We start from the raw sequence: 24,071 nt of genomic DNA, 5'->3' as shown, positions 1-24,071 counted from the left end.
CCACCACATGACCACGCAGACCAGCACACCCGCCACCCCGAAGGCCCCAGGCTCCGTCGCCGAGCTCGAGGACCTGCTCACGACGCCGTCCCCGGCGCTCGTCGAGGACCTGGCCGCCCGCACGGGCGACCTCGTGATCCTCGGCGCCGGCGGCAAGATGGGCCCGAGCCTGACCGTCCTCGCACGGCGCGCGCTCGACGCCGCCGGGCGCACGGGCGACGCGGTGCACGCCGTCTCCCGGTGGTCGGACGCCTCGCAGGCGGACCGGCTGCGCGAGGCCGGGGTGAACGTCGTCGCGGCCGACCTGCTCGCACCCGACGCCGACCTCGGCTCGCTGCCCGACGGCGCCGACGTCGTCTACATGGTCGGGGCGAAGTTCGGCACGTCCTCGGCGCCCTCGCTCGCGTGGGCCGCGAACGCCGCGCTCGTGCACGACGTCGCGCGCCGGTACGCCGACTCGACCATCGCCGCGTTCTCCACCGGCAACGTCTACCCGCTCGTGCCCGTCGAGTCGGGCGGGTGCTCGGAGGAGCACCCGGTCGGGCCGGTCGGCGAGTACGCGATGAGCTGCCTCGGGCGCGAGCGCGTGCTCCAGCACGCCGCGCTCTCGCGCGGCACCAAGGTCGTGACGATCCGCCTCAACTACGCCGTCGACCTGCGCTACGGCGTGCTGTTCGACGTCGCGGCGCCGATCCTCGCGGGCGAGCCCGTGGACCTCACGACGGGCCACGTCAACGTCGTGTGGCAGGGGTACGCGAACGAGGTCGCGCTGCGCTCTCTCGGCCTCGCGTCCTCGCCCGCGACGGCGATCAACCTCACCGGCCCGGAGACGGCGTCGGTCCGGCGCCTCGCGGAGCTGCTCGGGCGCGGCCTCGACCGGGAGGTGTCGTTCACGGGCGAGCCCGCCCCGTCGGCGCTCCTCAACGACGCGACCCGGTGCCACGAGCTCTTCGGCTACCCGCAGGTGCCGCTGCGCACGCTCGTGGACTGGCAGGCGTCGTGGCTCGCGGCCGGGCTGCCGACGAGCGGCAAGCCGACGAAGTTCGCCGTGCGCGACGGAGCGTTCTGATGACGAGCACCGTCACGGTCCCGCGCCTCGCCGACGACGTCGCCGCGCTCCTGCGCGCGGGGACCGTCATCCCGGCGCAGCCCCTCGCGCTCGACGCCGACCGCCGCCTCGACGAGCGCCGCCAGCGCGCGCTCACGCGGTACTACCACGCGGCGGGCGCGGGCGGCGTGGCCGTCGGCGTCCACACGACGCAGTTCGAGATCCGCGAGCACGGGCTCCTGCGCCCCGTGCTCGAGCTCGCGGCCGAGGTGTCGCGCGCGACGATCGCGGGCGACGCACCGGCGGGCTCGCCGCACGCCGGCCCGCGCCCGCTCGTGCAGGTCGCGGGCGCCGCGGGCGACGTGAGCCAGGCCGTCGCGGAGGCCGAGCTCGCGGCGTCGCTCGGGTACGACGCCGTCCTGCTCGCCCCGCGCGTGCCGGGCCTCACGGGGTCGCGCGAGGAGGTGGAGCGCGCCCTGCTCGACCGGGCGCGCGCCGTCGGCGAGGTGCTGCCCGTCATCGGGTTCTACCTCCAGGAGGCGATCGGCGGCCCGCGCCTGTCCGTGGGGTTCTGGCGCGAGTACGCCTCGATCGAGGCGGTCGTCGCGATCAAGGCCGCGCCGTTCCACCGCTACCGGACCCTCGACGTGCTGCACGGCGTCGCGGCGTCGGGCCGCGGCGACGAGATCGCGCTGTACACGGGCAACGACGACGCGATCGTCGCCGACCTGACGCAGCGCCTCGACGTGCCCGTGACGGACGCCGACGGCCGGGCCACCACCTTCACCGCGCGGTTCGTCGGCGGGCTGCTCGGGCAGTGGGCGGTGTGGACGCGCGGCGCCGTCGAGACGCTGGCCCTCGCGCACGCGGCGCACGGCATCGCGCCCGACGGCTCGGCTACCGTGCCCGACCACGCGGCGCTCGCCACGCTCACCGCGAGGGCCGCGGGCCTCACCGACGCGAACGCCGCGGTGTTCGACGCCGCGGGTGACTTCGCGGGCGTGATCGCCGGCGTGCACGAGGTGCTGCGTCGACAGGGTCTGCTCGACGGCATCTGGTGCCTCGACCCCGACGAGACCCTCTCCCCCGGGCAGGCCGAGGAGCTCACGCGTGTGACGTCGTCGTACCCGTGGCTCGCGGCCGCGGACGACGCGCTCGTCGCGGAGAATCTCGAGGCATGGCTGCGATGACGACCCGCACGGTCGTCGCGGTCGCGCCGTGGCTGCGCGCCGAGCTGTTCGAGCCCGACGTCTGGGAGCGGCTGGTCGCGGCGGGTCCGTCCGACGTCGTCGACGACCCGCGTGCGCTCGGCGCCGCGCTGGACCGGCTCGACCCCGCCGCACGGGAGAGCGTCGACGCGCTGGTGATCTCGTGGGGCACGCCGCCGCTGGACGCCGGACTCCTCGACCGGCTGCCCGCGCTGCGGCTCGTCGCGCACACGGGCGCCTCGGTCAAGCCGTTCGTCACGCCGCACCTGTGGGCACGCGGTATCCGTGTCACGCAGGCGGGTCAGGCGATGGCACGCCCGGTCGCGGAGGTCTCGGTGACGTTCGCGCTCGCGCTGCTCCACCAGGTGCCCGCGTTCCACAACGCCCTGCACGACGGCGTCCCCTGGGCGGAGGCGGAGTCCGCGCCTCCGCGCTACGAGATCGCCGGCACGCGGGTCGGGGTCATCGGCGCGTCGCGCACGGGGCGCGCCGCGATCGCGATGCTGCGCGCTCTCGGGGCCGAGGTCGTCGTCGCCGACCCCACGCTCTCCCCTGCCGACGCCGCCGCGCTCGGCACGACGCTCGTCGGTCTGGACGAGCTCCTCGCGACGAGCCGCGTCACGATGCTCCACGCTCCCGTGCTGCCCGAGACGCGTCACCTGCTCGGGGAGCGCGAGCTCTCGCTCATGCCCGACCACGCAGGCCTCGTGAACACCGCGCGGTCGTGGCTCACGGACGAGGACGCGCTCGTGCGCGAGCTCGCGACCGGGCGGATCAGCGCCGCACTCGACGTCTACGACGCGGAGCCGCTGCCCGTCGACCATCCGCTGCGCCGCCTGCCCACCGTGCTGCTCACGCCCCACCACGCCGCCGCGACCGTCCAGGGCCGGTTCGCGCAGGGGGCGATCGTCGTCGACGAGCTCGCACGGTTCCGTGCCGGCGAGGCGCTGGCCCACGAGGTGCGCGAGGCCGACCTCGACCGCATGGGTTGAGCCGCCGTCAGGCCCGACGGTCCGGCGCGGGCCGTGACGCCGGAGCGGCGCGACGACGCGGCGCCGTCGCCACCGCGACCCCGGCGAGGCACAGCGCACCGCCCGCGAACACGACCGGGGCGGGGACCTCGCTGAGCACGAGCCACGACAGCAGCACGACGATCGGCGGGACGAGGTAGGTGGTCGCCGCGGCGCGGCCCGCGCTCAGGCGTGAGAGCGCGTAGCCCCAGGTCGTGAAGGCGACCGCCGTCGGGCCGAGTCCGAGGAGCACGACGGCCCAGGTCGACGAGGCGGGTGCGGACGTCGCCTCGGCGGACAGGGTCGGCGCGAACGGCAGGAGCGCCACCGTCCCCGCGAGGCAGCCGACCCACGTCATCGTGAGCGCGTCGACGCGCGCCAGCAGCCGCTTCTGCGACGTCGCGGCGCCCGCGTAGAGGACCGCGGCGGCGAGCCCGAGCGCGACGCCGAGCACGTCGCGCTCGCCCGACGACGTCGCCACCGCGATGACGGCGACCCCCGCGAACGCCGCGGCCATGCCGACGAGCAGCCGCCGCGGGAAGCCCTCGCCGAGCAGCAGGCCCGCCAGCACGGCGACGAGGACGGGGGCGACGTTGACGAGGAGCGCCGTCGTGCCGGCGTCGAGGTGCTGCTCCGCGGCGTTGAGCGCGAGGTTGTAGAGGCTGAACCACCCGACGCCCCACGCGAGGACCGCGACGAGCACGCGACCGCGCGGGAGCACCGGCCGCGCACCGCTGCGGAACCAGCGGACCGCGACGAACACGGTCAGTCCGACGCTGCCCGCGAGCTGACGACCGAGGGCGAGCGAACCCGGCGAGTAGTCGTGGCCCGCAGCGCGCACGCCGATGAACGCGGCGGCCCACAGGACCACCGTCACCGCGACCGCGGCGACGACCAGACCGCCACCGCCCGGTCGGCGGTCGAGGGTCGGCCGCGAGGTGGGGGCGGGTCGGAGGTCGGCAACGGCGGCGGGTTCGGGCGGCGTCATGTCTCGATCGTCCCCTGCCCGACTCTTCAGCACCAGCACGCATTCCTTCCGTCCGATTCAGTTCCGCTGTACGGTCGATCCATGCTCGACGTCCACCGCCTGAGGATCTTCCGCTCCGTCGTCGCGAGCGGCTCCGTGCAGTCCGCCGCGGCCAACCTCGGCTACACGCCCTCGGCGGTGAGCCAGCACGTCACGGCGCTCCAGCGCGAGACCGGGCTCGCGCTCCTCGAGCGCGCGGGCCGCGGCGTCCGTCCCACGGCGGCCGGGCTCGCGCTCGCCGCCCAGGCCGACGGCGTGCTCGCCCGCCTCGGCGAGGTGGAGGCGGTCGTCGCGGACCTGCGCGCCGGGCGGACCGGGTCGCTGTCCATCGCGTACTTCGCCTCGGTCGGCGCGGCGTGGCTCCCGCGGGTCGTGCACCGCCTGACCACCGACTTCCCGGGTGTCCGCCTCGACCTCTCGCTGCGCGAGACGATCCCCGACGACCCGGACGAACGTGCCGACGTGCAGCTCGTCGTGGCGCCCCGCACGTTCGACCCAGGCCCCGGGTTCCGTGCGCACCACCTCCTCGACGACGCGTACGTCGTCGTGCTGCCGCAGGACCACCACCTGGCCGGGCGCGCGGAGATCGAGCTCACCGAGCTGGTCGACGAGCGCTGGGTCGACAACGACTTCGCGCGCGGCTGGTGCCGGCGCAACCTCGTCGAGGCGTGCACCGCAGCAGGCTTCAGCCCGACGTTCCACGTCGAGGCCCACGACTACCCCACCGCGATCGCGTTCGTCGGCGCGGGGATCGGCGTGACGGTCCTGCCCGGGCTGGGTGCCGTGCACCTGCCGCCCGGGCTCGTCGCCGTCCCCGTGGTCCGACCGGCGCCGGTGCGCTCCATCCATGTCGTGCTGCGCGACGCCGTCGTGGGCTCGCCGCCCGCGCGCGCCGTCGTCGAGACGCTCCGCGACGTCGTCGGAGGCCGTGTCGATCTCGCCCTGTCCCGTTCGACCTGAGGATGAGAGGGTCGGAAGGACCGGCCCACCGACACCGGGAGCGAACGATGAAGTACATGCTCATCATGCGAGGCACCGAGGAGAGCCAGGCCGCGTTCGAGAACGTCTCGTTCGACGAGATGCTCGAGACCATGGGCCGGTTCAACGACGAGCTCATCCGGGCGGGCGTCCTGCTCGCCGCGGAGGGCCTCGACGACGCGGCGGAGGGCGTGGTCGTCGACCTCTCGTCCGACGTCCCCGTCGTCACCGACGGACCCTACGGCGAGGCCAAGGAGCTGTTCGGCGGCTACTACGTGCTCGACGTCGCCTCGAAGGAGGAGGCCGTCGAGTGGGCCAAGCGGCTCCCCTACTCCGGGCCCGGGACGAAGGTCGAGATCCGCCGCGTCCCGTCGATCGACGAGTTCCCGCAGGACAACGAGTGGATCCGCAAGGAGCGGGCGTGGCGCGAGGCGACCGGCCAGGTGTGAGCGACCCGGGGCGCCGTGCCGTCGAGGCGGTGTGGCGCATCGAGTCGGCGCGGATCGTCGGCGCGCTCGCGCGCTACACCGGCGACTTCGCGCTCGCCGAGGACCTCGCGCAGGAGGCGCTGGCCGAGGCGCTCGTCGCCTGGCCCCGCGACGGGGTGCCGCGCAACCCGTCCGGCTGGCTGCTCACGGTCGGCCGGCGACGCGCGATCGACACGTTCCGACGGCGGTCCGCCCTCGACGAGCGGTACGCCGCCCTGGCCCACGGCCTGGGCGACGGCGCCGCCGTGACGGGCCGGCCGCCGTCGGGCACGCCGGCCGGGACGGACGCCGACCTGCTGTGGGACCCGGACCAGGTCGATGACGACGTGCTCGCCCTCGTGCTCGTCGCGTGCCACCCGGTGCTGTCGCCCGAGGCGCGCGTCGCGCTCACGCTGCGCGTCGTGGGCGGGCTGTCGAGCGACGAGATCGCCCGCGCGTTCCTCGTGCCCACCGCGACGGTCCAGGCCCGCATCACGCGCGCGAAGAAGACCCTCGCCGCGGCGGGCGTGCCGTTCGGCGTGCCCCCGCCCGAGGAGCGTCGGGAGCGGCTGGGGTCCGTCCTGGCCGTGCTGTACGTGATCTTCACCGAGGGGTCCACGGCGACGTCGGGCGACGAGTGGCTGCGGCCCGACCTCGCGCAGGAGGCGCGCCGGCTCGCGCGCGTGCTCGCCGGCCTCGTCCCCGACGAGCACGAGGCCCACGCGCTCGTCGCGCTCCTCGAGCTCACGGCGGCGCGGTTCCCGGCGCGCGTCACCCCCGAGGGCGACCTCGTCCTGCTCGCTGACCAGGACCGACGGCGGTGGGACCGGTCGGCGGTCCGGCGCGGCCGGGCGGCGCTCGCGCACGCCGACGCGCTCGGCCGGGGGCGCGGGCCGTACGGGCTGCAGGCGGCGATCGCGGAGTGCCACGCCGTCGCACCCTCGGTCGAGGAGACCGACTGGGACCGCGTCGTGCTCCTGTACGAGGCGCTGGGGCGGGTGGCGCCGTCCCCCGTGGTCGAGCTCAACCGGGCGGTGGCCGTCGCGATGGCGCACGGACCCGCAGCAGGGCTGCGGATCGCCGACGAGCTCGTCGCGACCGACCGGCTGCCCGGGTTCCACCTGCTGCCGAGCGTGCGCGCCGAGCTGCTCGGGCGCCTCGGTCGCGTCGAGGAGGCGCGCGCCGAGTACGCGCTCGCCGTCCGGCTGTGCCCCAACCCCCGCGAGCGGGCCCTGCTGGAGCTCAAGGCGGCAGCGCTCGGCGCCTGACGCCCCCAGGCCGCTACGACCCGTCGGGCGCCTGCGCCGTGTACGACCGGCCCGGCCAGTACGCCCACTCCTCGAAGTGCTCGACCCGCCCGTCCGGCGCGAACCGCAGCACCCACAGGTCGCGGTACTCCTGCTCCTCCGACCCGGTGTACCGCACCTCGAGCAGCACGACGGCGGAGTCGCCCTCCACGGCGACGGGTTCGGCCGCCACGGTGAACGTCGCCCCTTCGTCGGCGGTCCAGAAGCCACGGATGGCGTCGTGGCCGCGGAGCGGATCCTCGTCGTACGGCGACCGCAGGTACGTCGCGTCCTCGGTGAACAGGTCGGCGACGGCGCTCGGGTCGCTGGCCCGCCACGCTCGCTCGTACGCCGCGACCCAGGTCATGACGCGCTCGCGGTTCCCGGTCATGGTTCCTCCTCGTCGACGACGGCGACTCCGACGCTACCCGCACGCCCGCGCTCGCGACGGCTGGGAGAATCGGTCGCGTGAGCGACTCCCCCGAGCCCGGGACCGACTGGCGACCGCACGTCGCCGACCCCGCCGACCGACCGCCGTCGACCCTGCCCCACGTGGTGTTCTTCGAGCCGCGCATCCCGGGCAACACCGGGAACGCGATCCGCCTCGCCGCGGTGACCGGCGCGCGCCTGCACCTCGTGGAGCCGCTCGGGTTCGACCTCGACGAGCCGAAGCTGCGCCGCGCGGGGCTCGACTACCACGACCTCGCGAGCGTCGAGGTGCACGCCGACCTGGACGCCGCCCTCGCGACCCTCCCGGGGAGGGTCTTCGCGTTCACGACGCGCGCGACGACGTCGTACACGGACGTGACCTACCGCCCGGACGACGTGCTGCTGTTCGGCCCCGAGCCCACCGGCCTGCCCGACGACGTGCTCGCGCACGCGCGGATCACCGACCAGCTCAAGATCCCCATGCAGCCGGGCCGCCGGTCGCTCAACCTCACGAACGCCGCGTCCATCGCGGTCTACGAGGCGTGGCGTCAGGCGGGCTTCGCCGGCGGCGCCTGACCCGAACCGGTTGTGGGCATGGAACGGGCCCGGCCTCCTGACGGAGACCGGGCCCATGTCATGCCCACGTCAGGGCGCAGGAGTCAGACGAGGTCGCGCACCGTGGCGTACTGCTCGCGGATCGCCGGGACCGGGTCGGCCTCGACCACCGTGGCCGACGACGCGGCCCAGGTGGGCGGGGCGACCTCGCCCTGGTCGGCGCCCGAGGCGCCCGCCGCGTGCGCGGCGAGGACCCACGCGGCCTGGCGGGCCGCGCCGTCGGCCACGTACTCGCCCGGCTCGGGGACCGTGACCGGCAGACCGAGGACCTGCGGCGCGATGCGCCGCACGGCCTCCGACTGCGCGCCGCCGCCGATGAGCTGCACGCGCTCGACCTTCACACCCAGGGCGCGCAGGGCGTCGAGCCCGTCCGCGAGGCCGCACAGCATGCCCTCGACGTACGCGCGGGCGAGGTGCTCCGGCGTCGAGGTACCGAGCCGGATGCCGTGCAGCGTGCCCGACGCGTCGGGACGGTTGGGCATGCGCTCGCCCTCCAGGTACGGCACGAGCACGAGCCCGTCCGCGCCGGGAGGCGCCTGGAGCGCGAGCCGCGAGAGCCCCGCGTGGTCGACCCCGAGCACCGCGCGTGCCGCGTCGAGCACGCGGCTCGCGTTGAGCGTCACCGCGAGGAGCAGGTACCGGCCGGTGGCGTCGGAGAACCCGTTGACCAGGCCGGACCCGTCGGCGGTGCGGTCGTCGGTCACGGCCGACACGACACCCGACGTCCCGATCGACACCGCGACGTCGCCCGCGACCATGCCGAGGCCGAGCGCCGCGCCCGCGTTGTCACCGGCACCCGGGCCGAGGAGCGTGCCGCCCTCGACCTGCGCACCCGCGACCGACGTGTGGGCGACGCCCGCCACGGCCGACGGCGCGACGACGCGCGGCAGCACGACGTCGGTCCGCCCGAGCGCGAGCTCGAGCAGGTCGAGGCGGTAGGCGCCCCGGCCGTCGTCACCGTCCGCGCGCGTGGCGTCGTAGTACCCCGTGCCGGACGCGTCGGACGCGTCGGTGACGAGCGCGTCGAGGTCCGGGCCGAGCGGCGCCGACGGGTCGCCCGTCGGGCCGTAGCCCGCGATGCGCCACGTGAGCCAGTCGTGCGGCAGCGCGACGGCCGCGACGCGCGCCGCGTTCTCCGGCTCCGCGTCGCGGAGCCAGCGCAGCTTGGTCACGGTGAGGGACGCGACCGGCACGGAGCCGATCGCGTCGGCCCACGCCTGGGCGCCCGCCTCGACGTCGCCGTCGCCCAGCTCGCGGGTCAGTTCACGCGCCGCGGGGGCCGAACGCGTGTCGTTCCACAGGAGCGCGTCGCGGACGACGTTCCCGTCCGCGTCGAGCGCGACGAGACCGTGCTGCTGGCCGCCGACGGCGAGCGCCGCGACGTCGTCCAGCCCGCCCGCCGCGGCGGCGGCCTCGCGGAACGCCTGCCACCACGCGTCGGGGTGGACCTCGGTGCCGTCAGGGTGCCTCGACGACCCGAAGCGCACGAGCGCGCCCGTCGCGGCGTCGCGCACGACGACCTTGCAGGACTGCGTGGACGTGTCGACGCCGGCGACGAGCGTGCGCTCGCCGCCGGCGTCCGACGTCCTGGCGTCGGTGGCCACCTCAGCCGATGAGGTGCTCGAGCGCGAGCTGGTTGAGGCGCACGAAGCCGAAGTCGCGGTTCGCCGCGGCGTCGACGTCGAACTCCTCGTACGCGCTGCGGTCCGCGAGCAGGTCGGCGACGGACTCGCCCTCGGCGAGGGTCGGCTGGCCCAGCTCGAAGACGCCCGAGTGCGCGAACGCCTCCTGGACGCGGCTGTCCGCGCGGTACGCCGCGGCCTTGCGCGCGAGCAGGCGGTAGGTCTCCATGTTGGCGCGCGCGGAGTCCCACACGCCGACCTCGTTCTCGGTGCGCGACGGCTTGTAGTCGAAGTGGCGCGGGCCCGTGTACGTGGGGCCGCCGTTCGGGAAGCCGTTCTCGAGCAGGTCGACCGTGAAGAAGGCGGACAGCACGTCGCCGTGGCCGAACACGAGGTCCTGGTCGAACTTGATCGAGCGCTGGCCGTTGAGGTCGATGTGGAAGAGCTTGCCCGCCCACAGCGCCTGCGCGATGCCGTGCGTGTAGTTGAGGCCCGCCATCTGCTCGTGGCCGGTCTCGGGGTTGAGGCCGACGATGTCGCCGTTGTCGAGCTTCGCGATGAGGCCGAGCGCGTGGCCGATCGTCGGCAGGAAGATGTCGCCGCGGGGCTCGTTCGGCTTGGGCTCGAGGGCGATCTTGAGGTCGTAGCCCTTCTCCTTGATGTACGCCGCGGTGAGGTCGATGCCCTCGGCGTAGCGCTCGTGCGCGGAGTGCAGGTCCTTGGCGCCGTCGTACTCGGTGCCCTCGCGGCCACCCCACATGACGAACGTCTTCGCGCCCAGCTCGGCCGTGAGGTCGACGTTGCGCAGCACCTTGCGCAGCGCGTAGCGGCGCACGCCGCGGTCGTTCGACGTCAGGCCGCCGTCCTTGAAGACCGGGTGGCTGAAGAGGTTGGTCGTCACCATCTCGATGACGAGGCCGGTCTCCTCGGCCGCGGTGCGCACGGCGTCGAGGCGCTTGGTGCGCTCGGAGTCGTCGGAGCCGAACGGCACGACGTCGTCGTCGTGGAACGTGAAGCCCCACGCGCCGAGGTCGGCCAGACGGCGGATCGAGTCGGCGGGGTCGAGCGCCGGACGGCTCGCGCTGCCGAACTGGTCCTGCGCGTTCCAGCCCACGGTCCACAGACCGAAGGAGAAGTTGATGTCCTGGGTGGTCTCGTCGGCCACAGTTGGTCTCCTCGTCGAGAGGGCCGCGGCGAGCACCGTCGCCGTCGGCCTATTTATGTCGTACGGCTGAACTTATCCGCCGGAGTCGGTAAGGTCAAGACCGTGAACCGCAGCGCCGCGACCCGCTCGGGTCCCCCAGCAGCCCGGCAGGCCACGCTGCGCGAGCACAACCTCGCCCTCGTCGCCCGCGCCGTCTTCGAGTCCCCCGTGCCCTGCTCCCGTGCCGACATCGCCGCGGCCAGCGGGCTCACGCGCGCGACCGTGTCGACCCTCGTCGACCGCCTCGTCGCCGCGAGCATCGTCGCCGAGCTCCCGCCCGCCACCCCGCAGCGAGCCGGGCGGCCCGCCGTCCCCCTAGCGCCCGCGCCGCGGACCCTCGTCGGGCTGGGGCTCGAGGTGAACGTCGACTACCTCGGCGGGCGCGTGCTCGACCTCACGGGCGCCGTCGTGGCCGAGCACGTCGACCCGGACGACCTCCACGACAGCGACCCCGCGGAGGTGCTCGGCCGCCTCGGCCGCATCGCACGCGACCTGCTCGACCGGGTCCGGTCCGACGGCATGACCGTCGCCGGGGCGTACCTCGCACTGCCCGGGCTCGTCGACTCCCGCGCCGGCCGCCTCGAGGTCGCACCCAACCTCGGCTGGTCCCATCTCGACCCGGTCCCGCTCCTCGGCCTCGACCTCGCCGTCGAGATCGGCAACGAGGCCAAGCTCGCCGCCCTCGCCCAGTCGAGCCACGGCGTCGTGCCCGACGGCGCCGCTCCCGTGGACGCCGTCCCCGACGACGCGCCGCGCACGAGCGGTCTCCCCACGAACGGGCTCCCCGCGCACGGCCCCGGGTCGCACGACGACGCTCCAGCCGCCCCGTCGACGTACCTCTACGTGTCCGGCGACGTCGGGATCGGGTCGGCGATCGTCGTCGACCGGCGGCTCTTCCACGGCCGCCACGGCTGGACGGGCGAGGTCGGTCACGTCGTCGTCGACCCGCGCGGGCCACGGTGCCGCTGCGGCGCGACCGGCTGCCTCGAGCAGTACGCGGGCAAGGACGCGCTCCTCAAGGGCGCGGGACTCTCTCTCGAGGCGGACACCGCGGCGCTCGTCGACGCGCTCGACGCCGGAGAGCCGGACGCCGTCGCCGCGGTCGAGCGGGCCGGGACGGCTCTCGGCAGCGCGCTCGCCGACTACGTCAACCTCGTCGACATCGACACGGTCCTCCTGGGCGGCATCTACCCCGCGCTCCTGCCGTACCTGCGCTCGACCGCCGAGGCCGAGCTGCGTGCCCGCGTGCTCGCGGCACCCTGGACGGACGTCGCCCTGCTGCCCGCCCCCGTCGGCGACCACGCGGCGCTCACGGGCGGTGCGCGCGAGGTGCTGCGCGCCGTCGTGGAGAACCCGAGCGCCTGGGTCGGCGAGGACTGACCAGCCGAGCGGGCCGAGCGGAGCTCGACCTCGCCCGACCCGGGCCCTACCGCCCGCGGCCGGGGCCCTCCCTCGGGGGCGGGGCGGTGCTCGCGCGCTCCACGAGTCGCGTCGGGACGAGACGCGTGCCGGTCTCGTGGACGCCCTCGCGCACCTGACGCAGCACCTGCTCGACGCACCGGCGGCCGACCTCGGCGAAGTCCTGGTGGACCGTCGTGAGCGGGGGCAGGAACTCGCTCGACTCGGGCAGGTCGTCGAACCCGACGACGCTCACGTCCTCGGGGACACGCTTGCCGGAGTCGTGCAGGGCGCGCACGAGCCCGAGCGCCATCTGGTCGTTGGCGACGAACACGGCCGTGCAGTCTTCGCGCGCGGCGAGCCGCAGCCCGGCCTCGTAGCCCGACGACGGCGACCAGTCCCCCCGCTCGATGGCCGGGACCGCCCGGTTCGCGGCCTCGAGCGTGCCGCGCCACGCGTGCGTGCGGCGCTCGGCGGCGAAGGAGTGCGCCGGTCCGGCGAGGTGGTGGACGGTCGAGTGGCCGAGGTCGAGCAGGTGCTGGACGGCCTGACGCGTGCCGTCGGCCTGGTCTGTGTCGACGACGGCGTAGCTCTCCCCGGCGTCGGAGTCGGCGACGACCACCTGGACGCCCGGCGGCAGGCTGACCTGCGCGACGTCGAGGAGGTGGACCTCCATGAGGAGGATGATCGCGTCGACGGCGAGCTCGCCGAGCCGGGTGAACGCACCACGCACGCCGTCCTGGGTGGGAGCCGCCACCGGGATCACCGTGATGGCGTACCCCTCGCCGGCGGCGGACGTCGCGATGGCCTCGAGCGTGCGCACGTTGCCCGTCGTCGCGAGCGAGAAGAGGATCACGCCGATGGTCCGGAACGAGCCGCTCTTGAGCGCGCGCGCCGCGCTGTTCGGCCGGTAGCCGAGCTCCGCCATCGCGTCGAGCACCCGCGTCCGCGTGGCCTCCACGACGCCGGGGTGCCCGTTCGACACGCGCGAGACGGTCTGGGCGGAGACTCCTGCGACCCGTGCGACGTCGGCCATCGACACCCGCCGCACGGGTGCCTGCATCGTCGCGAGAGCCACGCCGTCGCGCACCGTCGTGGGTGGGGCGTCCTCGTCGAGCCCGTCGCTCATCGGTCCTCGTCCTCGCGCTCGTGTTCGTGCACCGTCTGCACCGTCTGCACCGTCTGCACTGCATGCACAGTTTGCCCTGCGCCGCCGCGGTGCGGCGGACAAGGCCAGCGTAGGCGATGTTTGCGTAACCATCGACCTCGTGCCATGCTGATGTTTACGCAAACACCGGGGAGACGACGACCGTCGCCCGGCAACCCCGACGACGAGGACACAGCATGACGACGACGTCCCCACCCGTGGCAGGGCAGCACGTGCCACCGGTCGACGCTCCTTCGTCCCGCCCGACCAGGCGCCGCCGGCGCTCCTGGATCGGATGGGGCTTCGTGGGCCCGTTCATGGCGGTCTTCGCGCTCGTCTTCCTCGCCCCGATCGCGTACTCGATCTACCTCAGCCTCTTCCGCACGCAGATGGTCGGCGGGACCCAGTTCGTGGGGTTCGAGAACTACGCCCGGGCCTTCTCCGACCCGCAGTTCTGGTCGGGCGTCAGCCGCGTCGGGCTGTTCCTCCTCGTCCAGGTGCCGATCATGCTGGGCATCGCCCTCCTGGTGGCGCTCGCGATCGACAGCGGGCGGCTGTACGGCAAGAACTTCTTCCGGATCTCGATCTTCCTGCCCTACGCGGTCCCGGCCGTCGTCGCGACGCTCATGTGGGGCTTCATGTACGGCACGCGCTTCGGACTCGTCGGCAACATCAACGACGCCCTCGGGACGTCCATCCCCAACCCGCTCTCCCCGGACTGGGTGCTCCTCGCGATCGGCAACATCGTGACCTGGGAGTTCGTGGGCTACAACATGCTCATCTTCTACGCCGCGCTGCGCGTCGTGCCGGCGTCGTTGTACGAGGCGGCCGAGCTCGACGGCGCGAGCCAGTGGCAGGTCGTGCGGGCCATCAAGATCCCCGCGATCCGCGGTTCGCTCGTCATCGCGACGATCTTCTCGATCATCGGCTCGTTCCAGCTCTTCAACGAGCCGAGCATCCTGCAGAGCCTGGCGCCGAACGCCATCACGACGTACTTCACCCCGAACCTGTACGCGTACTCGCTGTCGTTCTCCGGCCAGCAGTACAACTACTCGGCGACCGTCGCCATCATCATGGGCGTCCTCACGATGATCGTGGCCTACGTCGTCCAGCTGCGCGGCATGCGCAAGGAGGCCTGACCGTGACCGCGACGACCCCCACGTCCCCGTCCGCCGTGCCCACCGCACGGCCCGCGGCCCGCAAGCCCGTCCGGTTGCGCTCCCGGGCTCCCCACAGCGCCGCGCGACCTCGCCGCAGCGTGCTCCTCACGGTCCTCAGCGGGATCGTCCTGCTCTACGCGCTGGTCCCGCTGCTCTGGCTCGTCGTCAACGCGTCCAAGACCCAGTCGAGCCTGTTCGCCTCGTTCGGCCTGTGGTTCAGCGGCGACTTCGCGCTGTTCGACAACATCGCCCGCACGCTGTCCTACGACGACGGCATCTTCGGCCGCTGGTTCGCGAACACGCTGCTCTACGTCGTCCTCGGCGCGGGCGGCGCGACGTTCCTCGCGATCCTCGGCGGCTACGCGCTGGCGAAGTTCGACTTCCCGGGCAAGCGGGGTGTGTTCGCGACCGTCATCGGGGCGGTGGCGGTCCCCGGCACCGCGCTCGCCGTCCCGACGTTCCTCATGTTCAGCCAGATGGGCCTCACGAACACGCCCTGGGCGGTCATCATCCCGTCGCTCATCTCGCCCTTCGGGCTCTACCTGATGTGGGTCTTCGCCGCCGAGTCGATCCCGACCGAGCTCCTCGAGGCTGCGCGCGTGGACGGGTCGAGCGAGTTCCGCACCTTCTTCCAGGTCTCCCTGCCGCTGCTCGCCCCGGGCGTCGTCACGGTCCTGCTCTTCACGATGGTCGCGACCTGGAACAACTACTTCCTGCCGCTGATCATGCTCAAGGACCCGGACTGGTACCCGCTGACGCTCGGCCTGAACGCCTGGAACGCGCAGGCCGCCACGGCGGGCGGCGAGGCGATCTTCGACCTCGTCATCACCGGCTCGCTGCTGACGATCCTGCCCCTGATCGCGGCGTTCCTGCTCCTGCAGCGCTACTGGCAGTCCGGCCTCGCCGCCGGGTCTGTCAAGGAGTGACCGGCCCCAGGCAACCCGTCCGCACCCGGTCTTTCCCACCATCGCCCGGCCCTGCCCAGCCCGACCCAGCGTGACCCGTCCGTCTGACGACGAAGTGAGAGGAACCCTCATGTCCATCCGCACCACCCGCGCCCTGCGCGCCGTCGCCGCCACCGGCGTCGTCGCCCTCGCCCTGGCGGCCTGCAGCTCCGGCGGCGGCAACGACGCCGGCTCCGACGGCGGCGGCTCGGCCGACGACGTCGCCGCGGCCCTCGAGGAGGGCGGCTCGCTCACCGTGTGGGCGTGGGAGCCCACGCTCGAGCAGGTCGTCACCGACTTCGAGGCCGAGTACCCGAACGTCGACGTCGAGCTCGTCAACGCGGGCACCGGCAACGACCAGTACACCGCGCTGCAGAACGCGATCGCTGCGGGCAAGGGCGTCCCCGACGTCGCGCAGCTCGAGTACTACGCGCTGCCCCAGTTCGCGCTCTCGGACGCGGTCGCCGACCTCACGTCGTTCGGGGCCGACGAGCTCGACGGCACCTTCACGCCCGGCCCGTGGAACGCGGTCCAGCAGGGCGAGGGAATCTTCGGCCTGCCGATGGACTCCGGACCCATGGCCCTCTTCTACAACGAGGAGGTCTTCACGCAGCACGGCATCGAGGTGCCGTCGACGTGGGACGGCTTCGTCGAGGCGGCCCGCGCCCTGCATGCCGCCGACCCGAACGTCTACATCACCAACGACACGGGCGACGCGGGCTTCACGACGTCGCTCATCTGGCAGGCCGGCGGCCAGCCCTTCCAGGTCGACGGCACGGACGTCACGATCGACCTCGCCGACGAGGGCAGCACGGCGTTCGCCGAGACGTGGCAGACGCTCATCGACGAGGACCTCCTCGCGCCCGTCAGCTCGTGGAGCGACGAGTGGTACCAGGGCCTCGGCAACGGCACCATCGCGACGCTCGCGATCGGCGCCTGGATGCCCGCGAACCTCGAGTCGGGCGTGCCCGACGGCGCCGGCAAGTGGCGCGTCGCCCCGCTCCCGCAGTGGGAGGAGGGCGCGTCCGCGAGCGCCGAGAACGGCGGCTCCGCGCTCTCGGTGCCCGCCGCGAGCACGAACCAGGCGCTCGCCTACGGCTTCCTCGAGTACGCGAACGCCGGTGACGGCGTCCAGGCGCGCGTCGACGGCGGCGCCTTCCCGGCGACGACGGCCGAGCTCGAGTCCGAGGAGTTCCAGGGCTACGAGTCGGAGTACTTCGGCGGCCAGAAGATCAACGAGGTCCTCGCGCAGTCGGCGTCCGACGTCGTCGAGGGCTGGTCGTACCTGCCGTTCCAGGTCTACGCGAACTCGATCTTCAACGACACGGTCGGCCAGGCGTACGTCTCGTCGACCACGCTGACCGAGGGCCTGCAGGACTGGCAGGACGCCTCCGCGAGCTACGGCGCGGAGCAGGGCTTCACCGTCAACGAGTGAGCCGGGCGTCGGAGGGCGTCGCGCCGTCCGACCCGCGGCTGTCATGAGCCGCCGGGCCGTCCCCCACCCGGGGCCGGCCCGGCGGTCACCACCGGAGGAGGTACGTCCGCCTCCCCCGACCGCTCGCACCGAGCACCGTTCTTCGAGGAGCATGCATGTCGACCCCCACCCCGCACCGCTGGCTGCGCCGCCCCGGGGCGCACACGCCGCCGGGCGAGACGCCCGTCGCGGAGCAGCACTCGCCGTCGGGCATGTCCTACGGCGCGGACTACAACCCGGACCAGTGGCCGCGCGAGGTCTGGGACGAGGACGTGCGCCTCATGCGCGAGGCCGGCGTGACGGTGGTGTCGCTCGCGATCTTCTCGTGGGCCCGCATCCAGCCGACCGAGGACACGTGGGACTTCGCGTGGCTCGACGAGATCATGGACCTGCTCCACGCGAACGGGATCACGGTCGACCTCGCGACCGCGACGGCGTCGCCGCCGCCGTGGCTCACGACGAAGCACCCGGAGATCCTGCCGCAGACCCGCACGGGCGAGACCCTGTGGCCCGGCGCCCGCCAGCAGTGGCGCCCGACGTCGCCGGTGTTCCGCGAGCACGCGCTGCGCCTCGTCGAACGCATGGCGGAGCGGTACGGCGACCACCCGGCCCTCGTCGCGTGGCACGTGTCCAACGAGCTCGGCTGCCACAACGTCCACGACTTCTCCGACGACGCCGCCGCCGCGTTCCGCACGTGGCTGCGTGAGCGCTACACGACCCTCGACGCGCTCAACGACGCGTGGGGCACGGCGTTCTGGTCGCAGCGCTACAGCGCCTGGGACCAGATCCTGCCTCCCCGGCTCGCCGCGTCGCACCCGAACCCCACGCAGCAGCTCGACTTCAAGCGGTTCTCCTCCGACGCGCTGCGGCAGTACCTGCGCGCCGAGGCCGCGATCCTGCGCCGCGCGACCCCCGACGTCCCCGTGACGACCAACTTCATGGTCATGGGCGAGACGAAGGGCATGGACTACGCGGCGTGGGCGGACGAGCTCGACTTCGTCTCCAACGACCACTACGTGCTCCCCGGCCCGCAGGCGCTCGACGAGCTGTCGTTCTCCGCGAACCTCACGGGCGGCATCGCCCGGCACCGCCCGTGGTTCCTCATGGAGCACTCCACGAGCGCGGTGAACTGGCAGCCCGTGAACGTCGCGAAGAAGCCGGGCGAGCTCGCGCGCGACTCCCTCACGCACGTCGCGCACGGCGCGGACGCGGTCTGCTACTTCCAGTGGCGCCAGTCCGCCGCGGGCGCGGAGAAGTACCACTCGGGGATGGTCCCGCACGCGGGCGAGCACTCGCGCCTGTTCCGCGACGTCGTCGCGCTCGGCGCGACGCTGCGCGACCTCGCCCCCGTCGCGGGCAGCGGGCAGAAGCTCGCGCGCGCGGCGATCGTCTTCGACTGGGACTCGTGGTGGACGAGCGAGCTCGACTCGCACCCCACGGACCGCCTGCGCTACCGGCAGGAGGCGCTCGACTGGTACTCGGCGTTCCTCGCGCTCGGCGTGCGCGCCGACGTGGTGCCGACGACCACGGACCTCGCGACGTACGACGTCGTCGTGGCGCCTGTGCTGCACGTCGTCCCGGCGGACCTGCGCGACCGCCTCACGGCGTTCGTCGAGGGCGGCGGGCACCTCGTGGCCACGTACTTCTCCGGTGTCGTGGACCAGGACGACCACACGTGGCTCGGCGGATACCCCGGCGCTCTGCGCGACCTGCTCGGGATCCGCGTCGAGGAGTTCGCGCCCCTGCTGGACGGCGAGAGCGCGACCGTCGAGGTCGCGGGCGAGCAGGTCGAGGGCACCGTGTGGACCGAGCCGGTCGACGTCGTCGATCCCGACGTCGAGGTGCTGGGGTGGTACAAGACCGGCGAGCAGGCCGGGCGCGCCGCAGTGACGCGCCGCACGGTCCGGTCCGGCGACAGCGCGGGCTCGGCCGCGTACGTCTCGACCCGGTTCGGTCGCCTCGGCCTCGTCCCGGTGCTCTCGCGTCTGCTCGACGACGCAGGGGTGCGCAGCGAGCTGCCCGCCACCGCCCGCGGCGACGTCGAGCTCGCCGTGCGGACGAACGGGACCGACGACTTCTGGTTCCTCGTCAACCGCACCGCCCGTCCGGTCGAGGTGCCCGACGTCGCGGGCGACGTCCTCGCCGGGCGCCGCCTAGCCCCGTCGGGCACCGGCGAGGGCGACGACCCCGGCGTGCTCCTGCTCGACCCGCGCGGCGTCGCGGTCGTCCGCCGCCCGGCCGACGCCGCCCCGCCGAGGTAGAACCCTGGTCCGCCGAGGTAGAGGCGTGGTGCACGACCGTCACCACCACGCCTCTACCTCGCTCTACGCCCTACGCCCTACGCCCTACCGAGCCTCTACCTCGGCAGACAGACCCCCGCGGGAACGACCCGCACCCGGTGCAGCAGCCGGTTCGCAGCGACGCGAAGGAGGTGGCTCAGCGATGAGCCCGACCGAGTACGACGACACCACCCCGCGGGGTGGGCCACGCGGTCCGCACCGCGCGACAGCGCCACGACGGTCCGCCCGTCCGGCGCTCCGGCGCCTGGGCGCCGGCCTGGGGGCCGGGGCGCTCGTCGCCGGGTGCGCCCTCGCGGCGCTGCCCGCGCAGGCGGCACCCGCCGCGACGGCCCCGACGACCGGCACGACGGCCGCTCCGGACGTCCCCGGCGTCACCGTGACGCCCGACCCGTCGTACGCGGGCGCGCCGTTCGAGGGCTGGGGCACGAGCCTCGTGTGGTTCGCCAACGCCACGGGCGGCTACCCGGACGAGATCCGCGACCGGCTCGCGGACATGGTGTTCGGCGACGAGGGCCTCAACCTCAACATCGCGCGCTACAACGTCGGCGGCGGCAACGCCCCCGACGTGCCGGACTACCTGCGGGCCGGCGGCGCGGTCGACGGCTGGTGGAAGGCGCCGGCGGGCACCACGCGCACCGACGTCGACTGGTGGGACCCCGCGAACCCGGACCACTGGGACGAGGACGCGGACGCGACGCAGCGCTGGTGGGTCGACCGCATCAAGGACGACGTCACCCACTGGGAGACGTTCAGCAACTCGCCGCCGTGGTTCATGACCGTGAGCGGCTACGTCTCGGGCGGGTTCAGCTCCACGGCGGACCAGCTCAAGACCGAGAGCATCGACGACTTCGCCGCCTACATGGTGGGCGTCACGGAACGGCTCGAGGACGCGCACGGCATCGACGTCGCGACGATCGACCCGTTCAACGAGCCCAACACCAACTACTGGGGCACCCAGCTCGGCTCCGACGGCAACCCGACCGGGGGCCGCCAGGAGGGCGCCCACATGGGCCCGGCGCTCCAGGCGCAGGTCGTCCCGGCGCTCGCCGCGGCGCTCGAGGGCTCCTCGACCGACGCCGTGATCTCCGCGATGGACGAGACCAACCCCGGCACGTTCGCGACCAACTGGAACGCCTACCCGCAGGCGGTGCGCGACCAGGTGTCCCAGCTCAACGTCCACACGTACGGCACCGGGCAGCGGACCACGGTCCGCGACATCGCCAAGGGCGAGGACAAGCCGCTGTGGATGAGCGAGGTCGGCGGCAACTGGAGCTCGACCGGCCAGGACTTCGAGACCATGGAGTCCGGGCTCGGCAGCGCGCAGCACATCGTCGACGACCTGCGCGAGCTCGAGCCGAGCGCGTGGGTGTTCTGGCAGCCGGTCGAGGACTACGCCAACATGGCGCCCGGCGGCGAGAGCGCGAACGGCATGAACTGGGGCGAGATCCAGATCCCGTTCGACTGCACGGCCACGGACACCCTCGAGACGTGCCCCATCTACACGAACACGAAGTACTGGGCGACCCAGAACTTCACGCACTACATCGAGCCGGGCGACTCGCTGATCCGCTCGGACGACGCCAGCAGCACGGCCGCGGTGTCGGCCGACGGCACGTCCGCGACGGTCGTGCACGTGAACGCCACGAAGGCCGAGCGCGCCGTGACGCTCGACCTGTCGAAGTTCGGTGCGGTCGGGTCCGATGCGACCGTCACCCCCGTGGTCACGAGCACGGCCGGCTACCTCGTCGAGGGCGAGCCGGTGCCCGTCACGCCGGGCGCCGAGGACGGCGCCGGTCCGAGCGCGACGCTCGTCGTGCCGGCCGAGTCGGTGACGACGTTCGTCGTCGACGGCGTCTCCGGCGTCGCGGACGACGCGGCGCTCGTCCAGGACGGCCACGCGTACCGCCTCGACGGCGTCCAGGCGGACCGCTCGCTCGCGCCGTCCGCATCGGGCACGGGCGTCGTGATCCGTACCGACGCGCCGGTCGCGGAGCAGGCGTGGGAGCTCACGGCGCTCGGCGCCTCCGAGGGCTCCGGCACGCACCGGACGCGCTACGCCGTGACGAACGGGGCCACGGGCCGCCAGCTCGCCGTCGCGGCCGACACGTCCGCCGTCCTCCAGGACGCGCCCGCCGACGTCGCCGACACCCCGCTCGCCGCGCAGTGGATCCTCTCGACGACCGGCGACGGCACCTACACGCTCGTCAACGCGTCCTCGAAGACCCTCCTCGAGGTCGGCGGCCAGGCGACGGCCGACGGGTCCCCCGTGGGCACGTACCTCGCGAACTCCGGCGTGAACCAGCGCTGGCGGATCGTCGACGAGACGGTCCTCGGCACCGAGCCCGTCCAGGCGTTCACGACGCCGGGCACCGCGCCCGAGCTGCCCACGACCGTCACGCCCGTCTACCGCGACGGGGCGCGCGGCGCGCTCCCCGTGACGTGGGACGTGCCGGACGACGACGCGTGGGCCGAGCCCGGCACCGTCGAGGTGACGGGGACCGTGGCCACGCCGACCGGCGGCGAGGTCGCCGCGACGGCGACCGTCGTCGTCGACGAGCTCACCTCGACGCTCCCCGCGCGGGCCAAGGCGTACGCGGGCGGCACGCCTGCCCTCCCCACGACCGTCACTGCGGTCGCCGCGGGCGGCGCGGAGGTCCAGCGCCCGGTGGCCTGGGACGACGCTCCTGCGGGCGCCTACGACGCCGTCGGGGTCGTCGAGCTCACGGGCACGGCCGACGCCGGAGCGGGGGCCACGCTCCCGGCGACCGTCCGGGTCCAGGTGACCGAGGCCGCGTCCGCCAACGGCGCGCTCGCCGCGGGCACGACCGCGAGCGCGACGTTCACCGAGCCGGGCTACTCCGTCGGGGACGTCGTCAACGGCAACCTCACCGACAAGTCGTGGTCGAACTGGGTGTCCGGCACCAAGCGGACGTCCGACACGCTCACCGTCGCGCTCCCGGCCGACAGGGACGTCACGGGCGTCGTGACCCGGTTCTGGAAGGACGGGTCCAGCGCGAGCTGGGCGCAGTCCGTCCGGCTCCAGGCGCTCGTCGGCGGCACGTGGACCGACGTCGGCGCGCCCGTCACGGTGGACGCGTCGCCGGACGGCCCGGCGCCGGCGGTGGAGATCCCCGCGGACGTGCGGACGTCCTCCGTGCGCGTCGTCCTCACGGCACGCGCCAGCACGCACATGGTGGTCTCCGAGATCGAGGTCCTGGCCAAGGTGCCGGGCACGGGGACCGACGTCACGGCGTCGGGCATCACCGTGGACGACGAGACCCTCGCCGGGTTCGACCCGGCCGTCACGGCGTACGACGTGCCCGTCACGGGCGGGGTGCCCGCCGTCGAGGCGGTCGCGCACGACCCGTACGCGACGGTCGCGGTGGAGGCCGCCGACGGCGTGCCCGGCACGACGACGGTCCGCGTCACGGCCGAGGACGGGACGGAGCAGGCGTACGCCCTGCGCTGGACGCCCGATGCGGGCGCGGCGCCGGTGACGGTCGTCGCCGAGACGAGGTGCCTCGCCGGCAAGGTCTACGTCGCGGTCCGCGCCACGAACGACGGCGACGCGACGCTCGACGTGACGCTCGCGACGCCGTACGGCACGCGCACGGTGGCCGCGGTGGCCCCCGGCGCGAGCGCGTACCAGTCGTTCGCGTCGCGCGCGACGTCCGTCGCGGGCGGGACGGCCGTCGTGACGGTCGACCGGTTCGAGCCGGTGCAGGTCGCGTTCGGCGCGCGCACCTGCTGACGCAGAACCTCGCACCGGGCCCGGTCGACGTCGTCCGCGACCTCGGCCGGGCCCGGTGTTCTTCACGATGTTCGACCGGGACCGTCATGAGCCACGCGAGCGAGGATCGCCGCGTCCGCGTAGCGTGTCCCGAGTGCCCGGTACGGTGCCGGGGCGAGGAGGAGCGCACCACGTGACCCCGACGATCAGCGGAGACGTCCTGACGACGCACGACGGAACGCGCTGGGAGATGCAGGGCGAGATCGACGCGTCGGTGCAGGCGCGTCGCGAGGACGAGCTGGTCCGCCTCGCCGAGTCGGCCCGGGAGCGGATCCACATCGACCTCGGAGGGGTGACGTTCATGGATTCTGGCGGCCTGCGGCTCCTGTACCACGCGGCCACGGCCGGCACCGGGACCCCCGTGCTCGTCCGCGTCCCGCACCGTGTCCGCGACCTGCTCGAGCTCAGCGGCGTCACCGAGCTCTTCGAGATCCGGGACGACGCGTGAGCATCGCCCTCGCCGAGGTCCCGCCGACCTTCGTCGAGATCGGATCCTGGCAGCTCACGGCCCTCGACGACCTGGCCACGCTGCGAGAGGGGCTGCACCGGATGCTCACCGGGGTGCCGCTCCCCCCGGACCGCCCGCTCGACGCCACGCCCGAGCGCGTCGTGCTCGTCGCGAGCGAGCTCGCCACGAACGCGCTGCGGCACGGGATGCCCCCGACGCGGGTCCGTCTGCTCAGCGACGGCCGTGAGCTCGTCGTGGACGTCGTCGACCACTCGCCGGACGCCCCCGTGATCGCCGCGCGCCGGCCGCCGGGCGCGGGCGGCTTCGGCCTGGTGCTCGCGCGGCGAGCGGCGAGCGCGGTCGCGTGGTGCCGCTCCGGGGCGGGCGAGAAGCACGTGTGGGCACGCTTCGACGTCCCGGTCTACCGCGCCGGGGCGAGCGCCCGAAGCGCGCTCCTGACCACGGGCTGACCCGGCCCGCCCGGCCGCCGGGCGGGCACGTCCGGCTCAGGCGCGC

Annotated in this window: 20 protein-coding genes; 15 read left to right on the top strand and 5 right to left on the bottom strand. The window is 74.0% G+C overall.

The features are described 5' to 3' along the window. Positions 1-7 precede the first annotated feature (7 nt). The 3 genes from ACMXGY_RS04890 to ACMXGY_RS04880 are packed head-to-tail and all read left to right on the top strand — an operon-like array spanning position 8 to position 3,248. Positions 8-1,069 (top strand): NAD-dependent epimerase/dehydratase family protein, encoded by a 1,062-nt coding sequence (locus tag ACMXGY_RS04890; protein ID WP_483775764.1) that lies wholly within the window; start codon positions 8-10, stop codon positions 1,067-1,069. Then, entirely contained in the window at positions 1,069-2,238 is a 1,170-nt protein-coding gene (locus ACMXGY_RS04885) for a dihydrodipicolinate synthase family protein (RefSeq protein WP_483775763.1), read from the top strand. Before ACMXGY_RS04890 ends, ACMXGY_RS04885 begins: the two co-directional genes overlap by 1 nt. Further along, a complete protein-coding gene (locus ACMXGY_RS04880; protein WP_483775762.1) occupies positions 2,226-3,248 on the top strand; it encodes a hydroxyacid dehydrogenase in 1,023 nt (340 codons plus the stop codon). The genes ACMXGY_RS04885 and ACMXGY_RS04880 overlap by 13 nt, the downstream gene beginning before the upstream one ends. Before the next feature lie 7 nt (positions 3,249-3,255). Here the strand turns inward: ACMXGY_RS04880 and ACMXGY_RS04875 are convergent, their stop codons facing one another. Then, the gene (locus ACMXGY_RS04875; protein ID WP_483775761.1) at positions 3,256-4,254 is read right to left on the bottom strand and encodes a DMT family transporter; all 999 of its coding nucleotides are present in this window, start codon (positions 4,252-4,254) and stop codon (positions 3,256-3,258) included. Between the two features lie 81 nt (positions 4,255-4,335). Between ACMXGY_RS04875 and ACMXGY_RS04870 the strand changes: the two genes are divergently transcribed. From ACMXGY_RS04870 to ACMXGY_RS04860, 3 genes are read left to right on the top strand one after another with little or no spacing between them, the layout of a single operon-like run. Further along, positions 4,336-5,253 (top strand): LysR family transcriptional regulator, encoded by a 918-nt coding sequence (locus tag ACMXGY_RS04870; protein WP_483775760.1) that lies wholly within the window; start codon positions 4,336-4,338, stop codon positions 5,251-5,253. 47 nt (positions 5,254-5,300) lie between these two features. Beyond that, complete coding sequence (locus ACMXGY_RS04865; protein ID WP_483775759.1) at positions 5,301-5,720, top strand: YciI family protein; 420 nt, start codon at positions 5,301-5,303, stop codon at positions 5,718-5,720. Continuing rightward, positions 5,693-7,006 (top strand): RNA polymerase sigma factor, encoded by a 1,314-nt coding sequence (locus ACMXGY_RS04860; RefSeq protein ID WP_483775758.1) that lies wholly within the window; start codon positions 5,693-5,695, stop codon positions 7,004-7,006. The genes ACMXGY_RS04865 and ACMXGY_RS04860 overlap by 28 nt, the downstream gene beginning before the upstream one ends. 13 nt (positions 7,007-7,019) lie before the next feature. Here the strand turns inward: ACMXGY_RS04860 and ACMXGY_RS04855 are convergent, their stop codons facing one another. Then, positions 7,020-7,415: a YybH family protein gene (locus ACMXGY_RS04855; protein WP_483775757.1), complete on the bottom strand. Its 396-nt coding sequence runs from the start codon at positions 7,413-7,415 to the stop codon at positions 7,020-7,022. Between the two features lie 152 nt (positions 7,416-7,567). Between ACMXGY_RS04855 and ACMXGY_RS04850 the strand changes: the two genes are divergently transcribed. Continuing rightward, a complete protein-coding gene (locus ACMXGY_RS04850) occupies positions 7,568-8,029 on the top strand; it encodes a tRNA (cytidine(34)-2'-O)-methyltransferase (protein WP_483776785.1) in 462 nt (153 codons plus the stop codon). Positions 8,030-8,112: 83 nt separating this feature from the next. On the opposite strand, the gene ACMXGY_RS04845 is transcribed toward ACMXGY_RS04850, so the two are convergent. Together ACMXGY_RS04845 and xylA are read right to left on the bottom strand one after the other, a co-directional pair. Beyond that, positions 8,113-9,672 carry a xylulokinase gene (locus tag ACMXGY_RS04845; RefSeq protein ID WP_483775756.1) on the bottom strand — a complete coding sequence of 520 codons (1,560 nt, stop codon included), beginning with the start codon at positions 9,670-9,672 and terminating at the stop codon, positions 8,113-8,115. A 1-nt stretch (position 9,673) separates the two neighbouring features. Continuing rightward, complete coding sequence (gene xylA, locus ACMXGY_RS04840; protein WP_483775755.1) at positions 9,674-10,891, bottom strand: xylose isomerase; 1,218 nt, start codon at positions 10,889-10,891, stop codon at positions 9,674-9,676. Positions 10,892-10,957: 66 nt separating this feature from the next. Between xylA and ACMXGY_RS04835 the strand changes: the two genes are divergently transcribed. Continuing rightward, positions 10,958-12,274, top strand: coding sequence for an ROK family transcriptional regulator (locus ACMXGY_RS04835; protein WP_483775754.1), 1,317 nt, complete (start codon positions 10,958-10,960; stop codon positions 12,272-12,274). Between the two features lie 46 nt (positions 12,275-12,320). Here ACMXGY_RS04835 and ACMXGY_RS04830 read toward each other — a convergent pair whose 3' ends face one another. After that, positions 12,321-13,421: a LacI family DNA-binding transcriptional regulator gene (locus tag ACMXGY_RS04830; RefSeq protein WP_483775753.1), complete on the bottom strand. Its 1,101-nt coding sequence runs from the start codon at positions 13,419-13,421 to the stop codon at positions 12,321-12,323. A 215-nt stretch (positions 13,422-13,636) separates the two neighbouring features. Here ACMXGY_RS04830 and ACMXGY_RS04825 point away from each other — a divergent pair, with 215 nt between their 5' ends. The 7 genes from ACMXGY_RS04825 (at position 13,637) to ACMXGY_RS04795 (ending at position 24,025) form a co-directional block, all read left to right on the top strand. Next, a complete protein-coding gene (locus tag ACMXGY_RS04825; protein WP_483775752.1) occupies positions 13,637-14,578 on the top strand; it encodes a carbohydrate ABC transporter permease in 942 nt (313 codons plus the stop codon). Positions 14,579-14,580: 2 nt separating this feature from the next. Beyond that, a complete protein-coding gene (locus ACMXGY_RS04820; RefSeq protein ID WP_483775751.1) occupies positions 14,581-15,525 on the top strand; it encodes a carbohydrate ABC transporter permease in 945 nt (314 codons plus the stop codon). A 109-nt stretch (positions 15,526-15,634) separates the two neighbouring features. Beyond that, positions 15,635-16,978, top strand: coding sequence for an ABC transporter substrate-binding protein (locus ACMXGY_RS04815; protein WP_483775750.1), 1,344 nt, complete (start codon positions 15,635-15,637; stop codon positions 16,976-16,978). A 155-nt stretch (positions 16,979-17,133) separates the two neighbouring features. Then, a complete protein-coding gene (locus tag ACMXGY_RS04810; protein ID WP_483775749.1) occupies positions 17,134-19,278 on the top strand; it encodes a beta-galactosidase in 2,145 nt (714 codons plus the stop codon). A 181-nt stretch (positions 19,279-19,459) separates the two neighbouring features. Beyond that, on the top strand, positions 19,460-23,068 hold the full coding sequence (locus ACMXGY_RS04805) for an Ig-like domain-containing protein (protein ID WP_483775748.1): 3,609 nt from the start codon (positions 19,460-19,462) through the stop codon (positions 23,066-23,068). Positions 23,069-23,240: 172 nt separating this feature from the next. Next, positions 23,241-23,555, top strand: coding sequence for an STAS domain-containing protein (locus ACMXGY_RS04800; RefSeq protein ID WP_483775747.1), 315 nt, complete (start codon positions 23,241-23,243; stop codon positions 23,553-23,555). After that, entirely contained in the window at positions 23,552-24,025 is a 474-nt protein-coding gene (locus ACMXGY_RS04795) for an ATP-binding protein (protein WP_483775746.1), read from the top strand. Before ACMXGY_RS04800 ends, ACMXGY_RS04795 begins: the two co-directional genes overlap by 4 nt. The last annotated feature ends 46 nt before the right edge of the window (positions 24,026-24,071 follow it).

The organism is Cellulosimicrobium sp. G4 BAM 1002 (assembly GCF_057126935.1).
The sequence above is the reverse complement of the archived record's forward strand: the minus strand, read 5'-3'. Positions and strand labels throughout refer to the sequence as shown.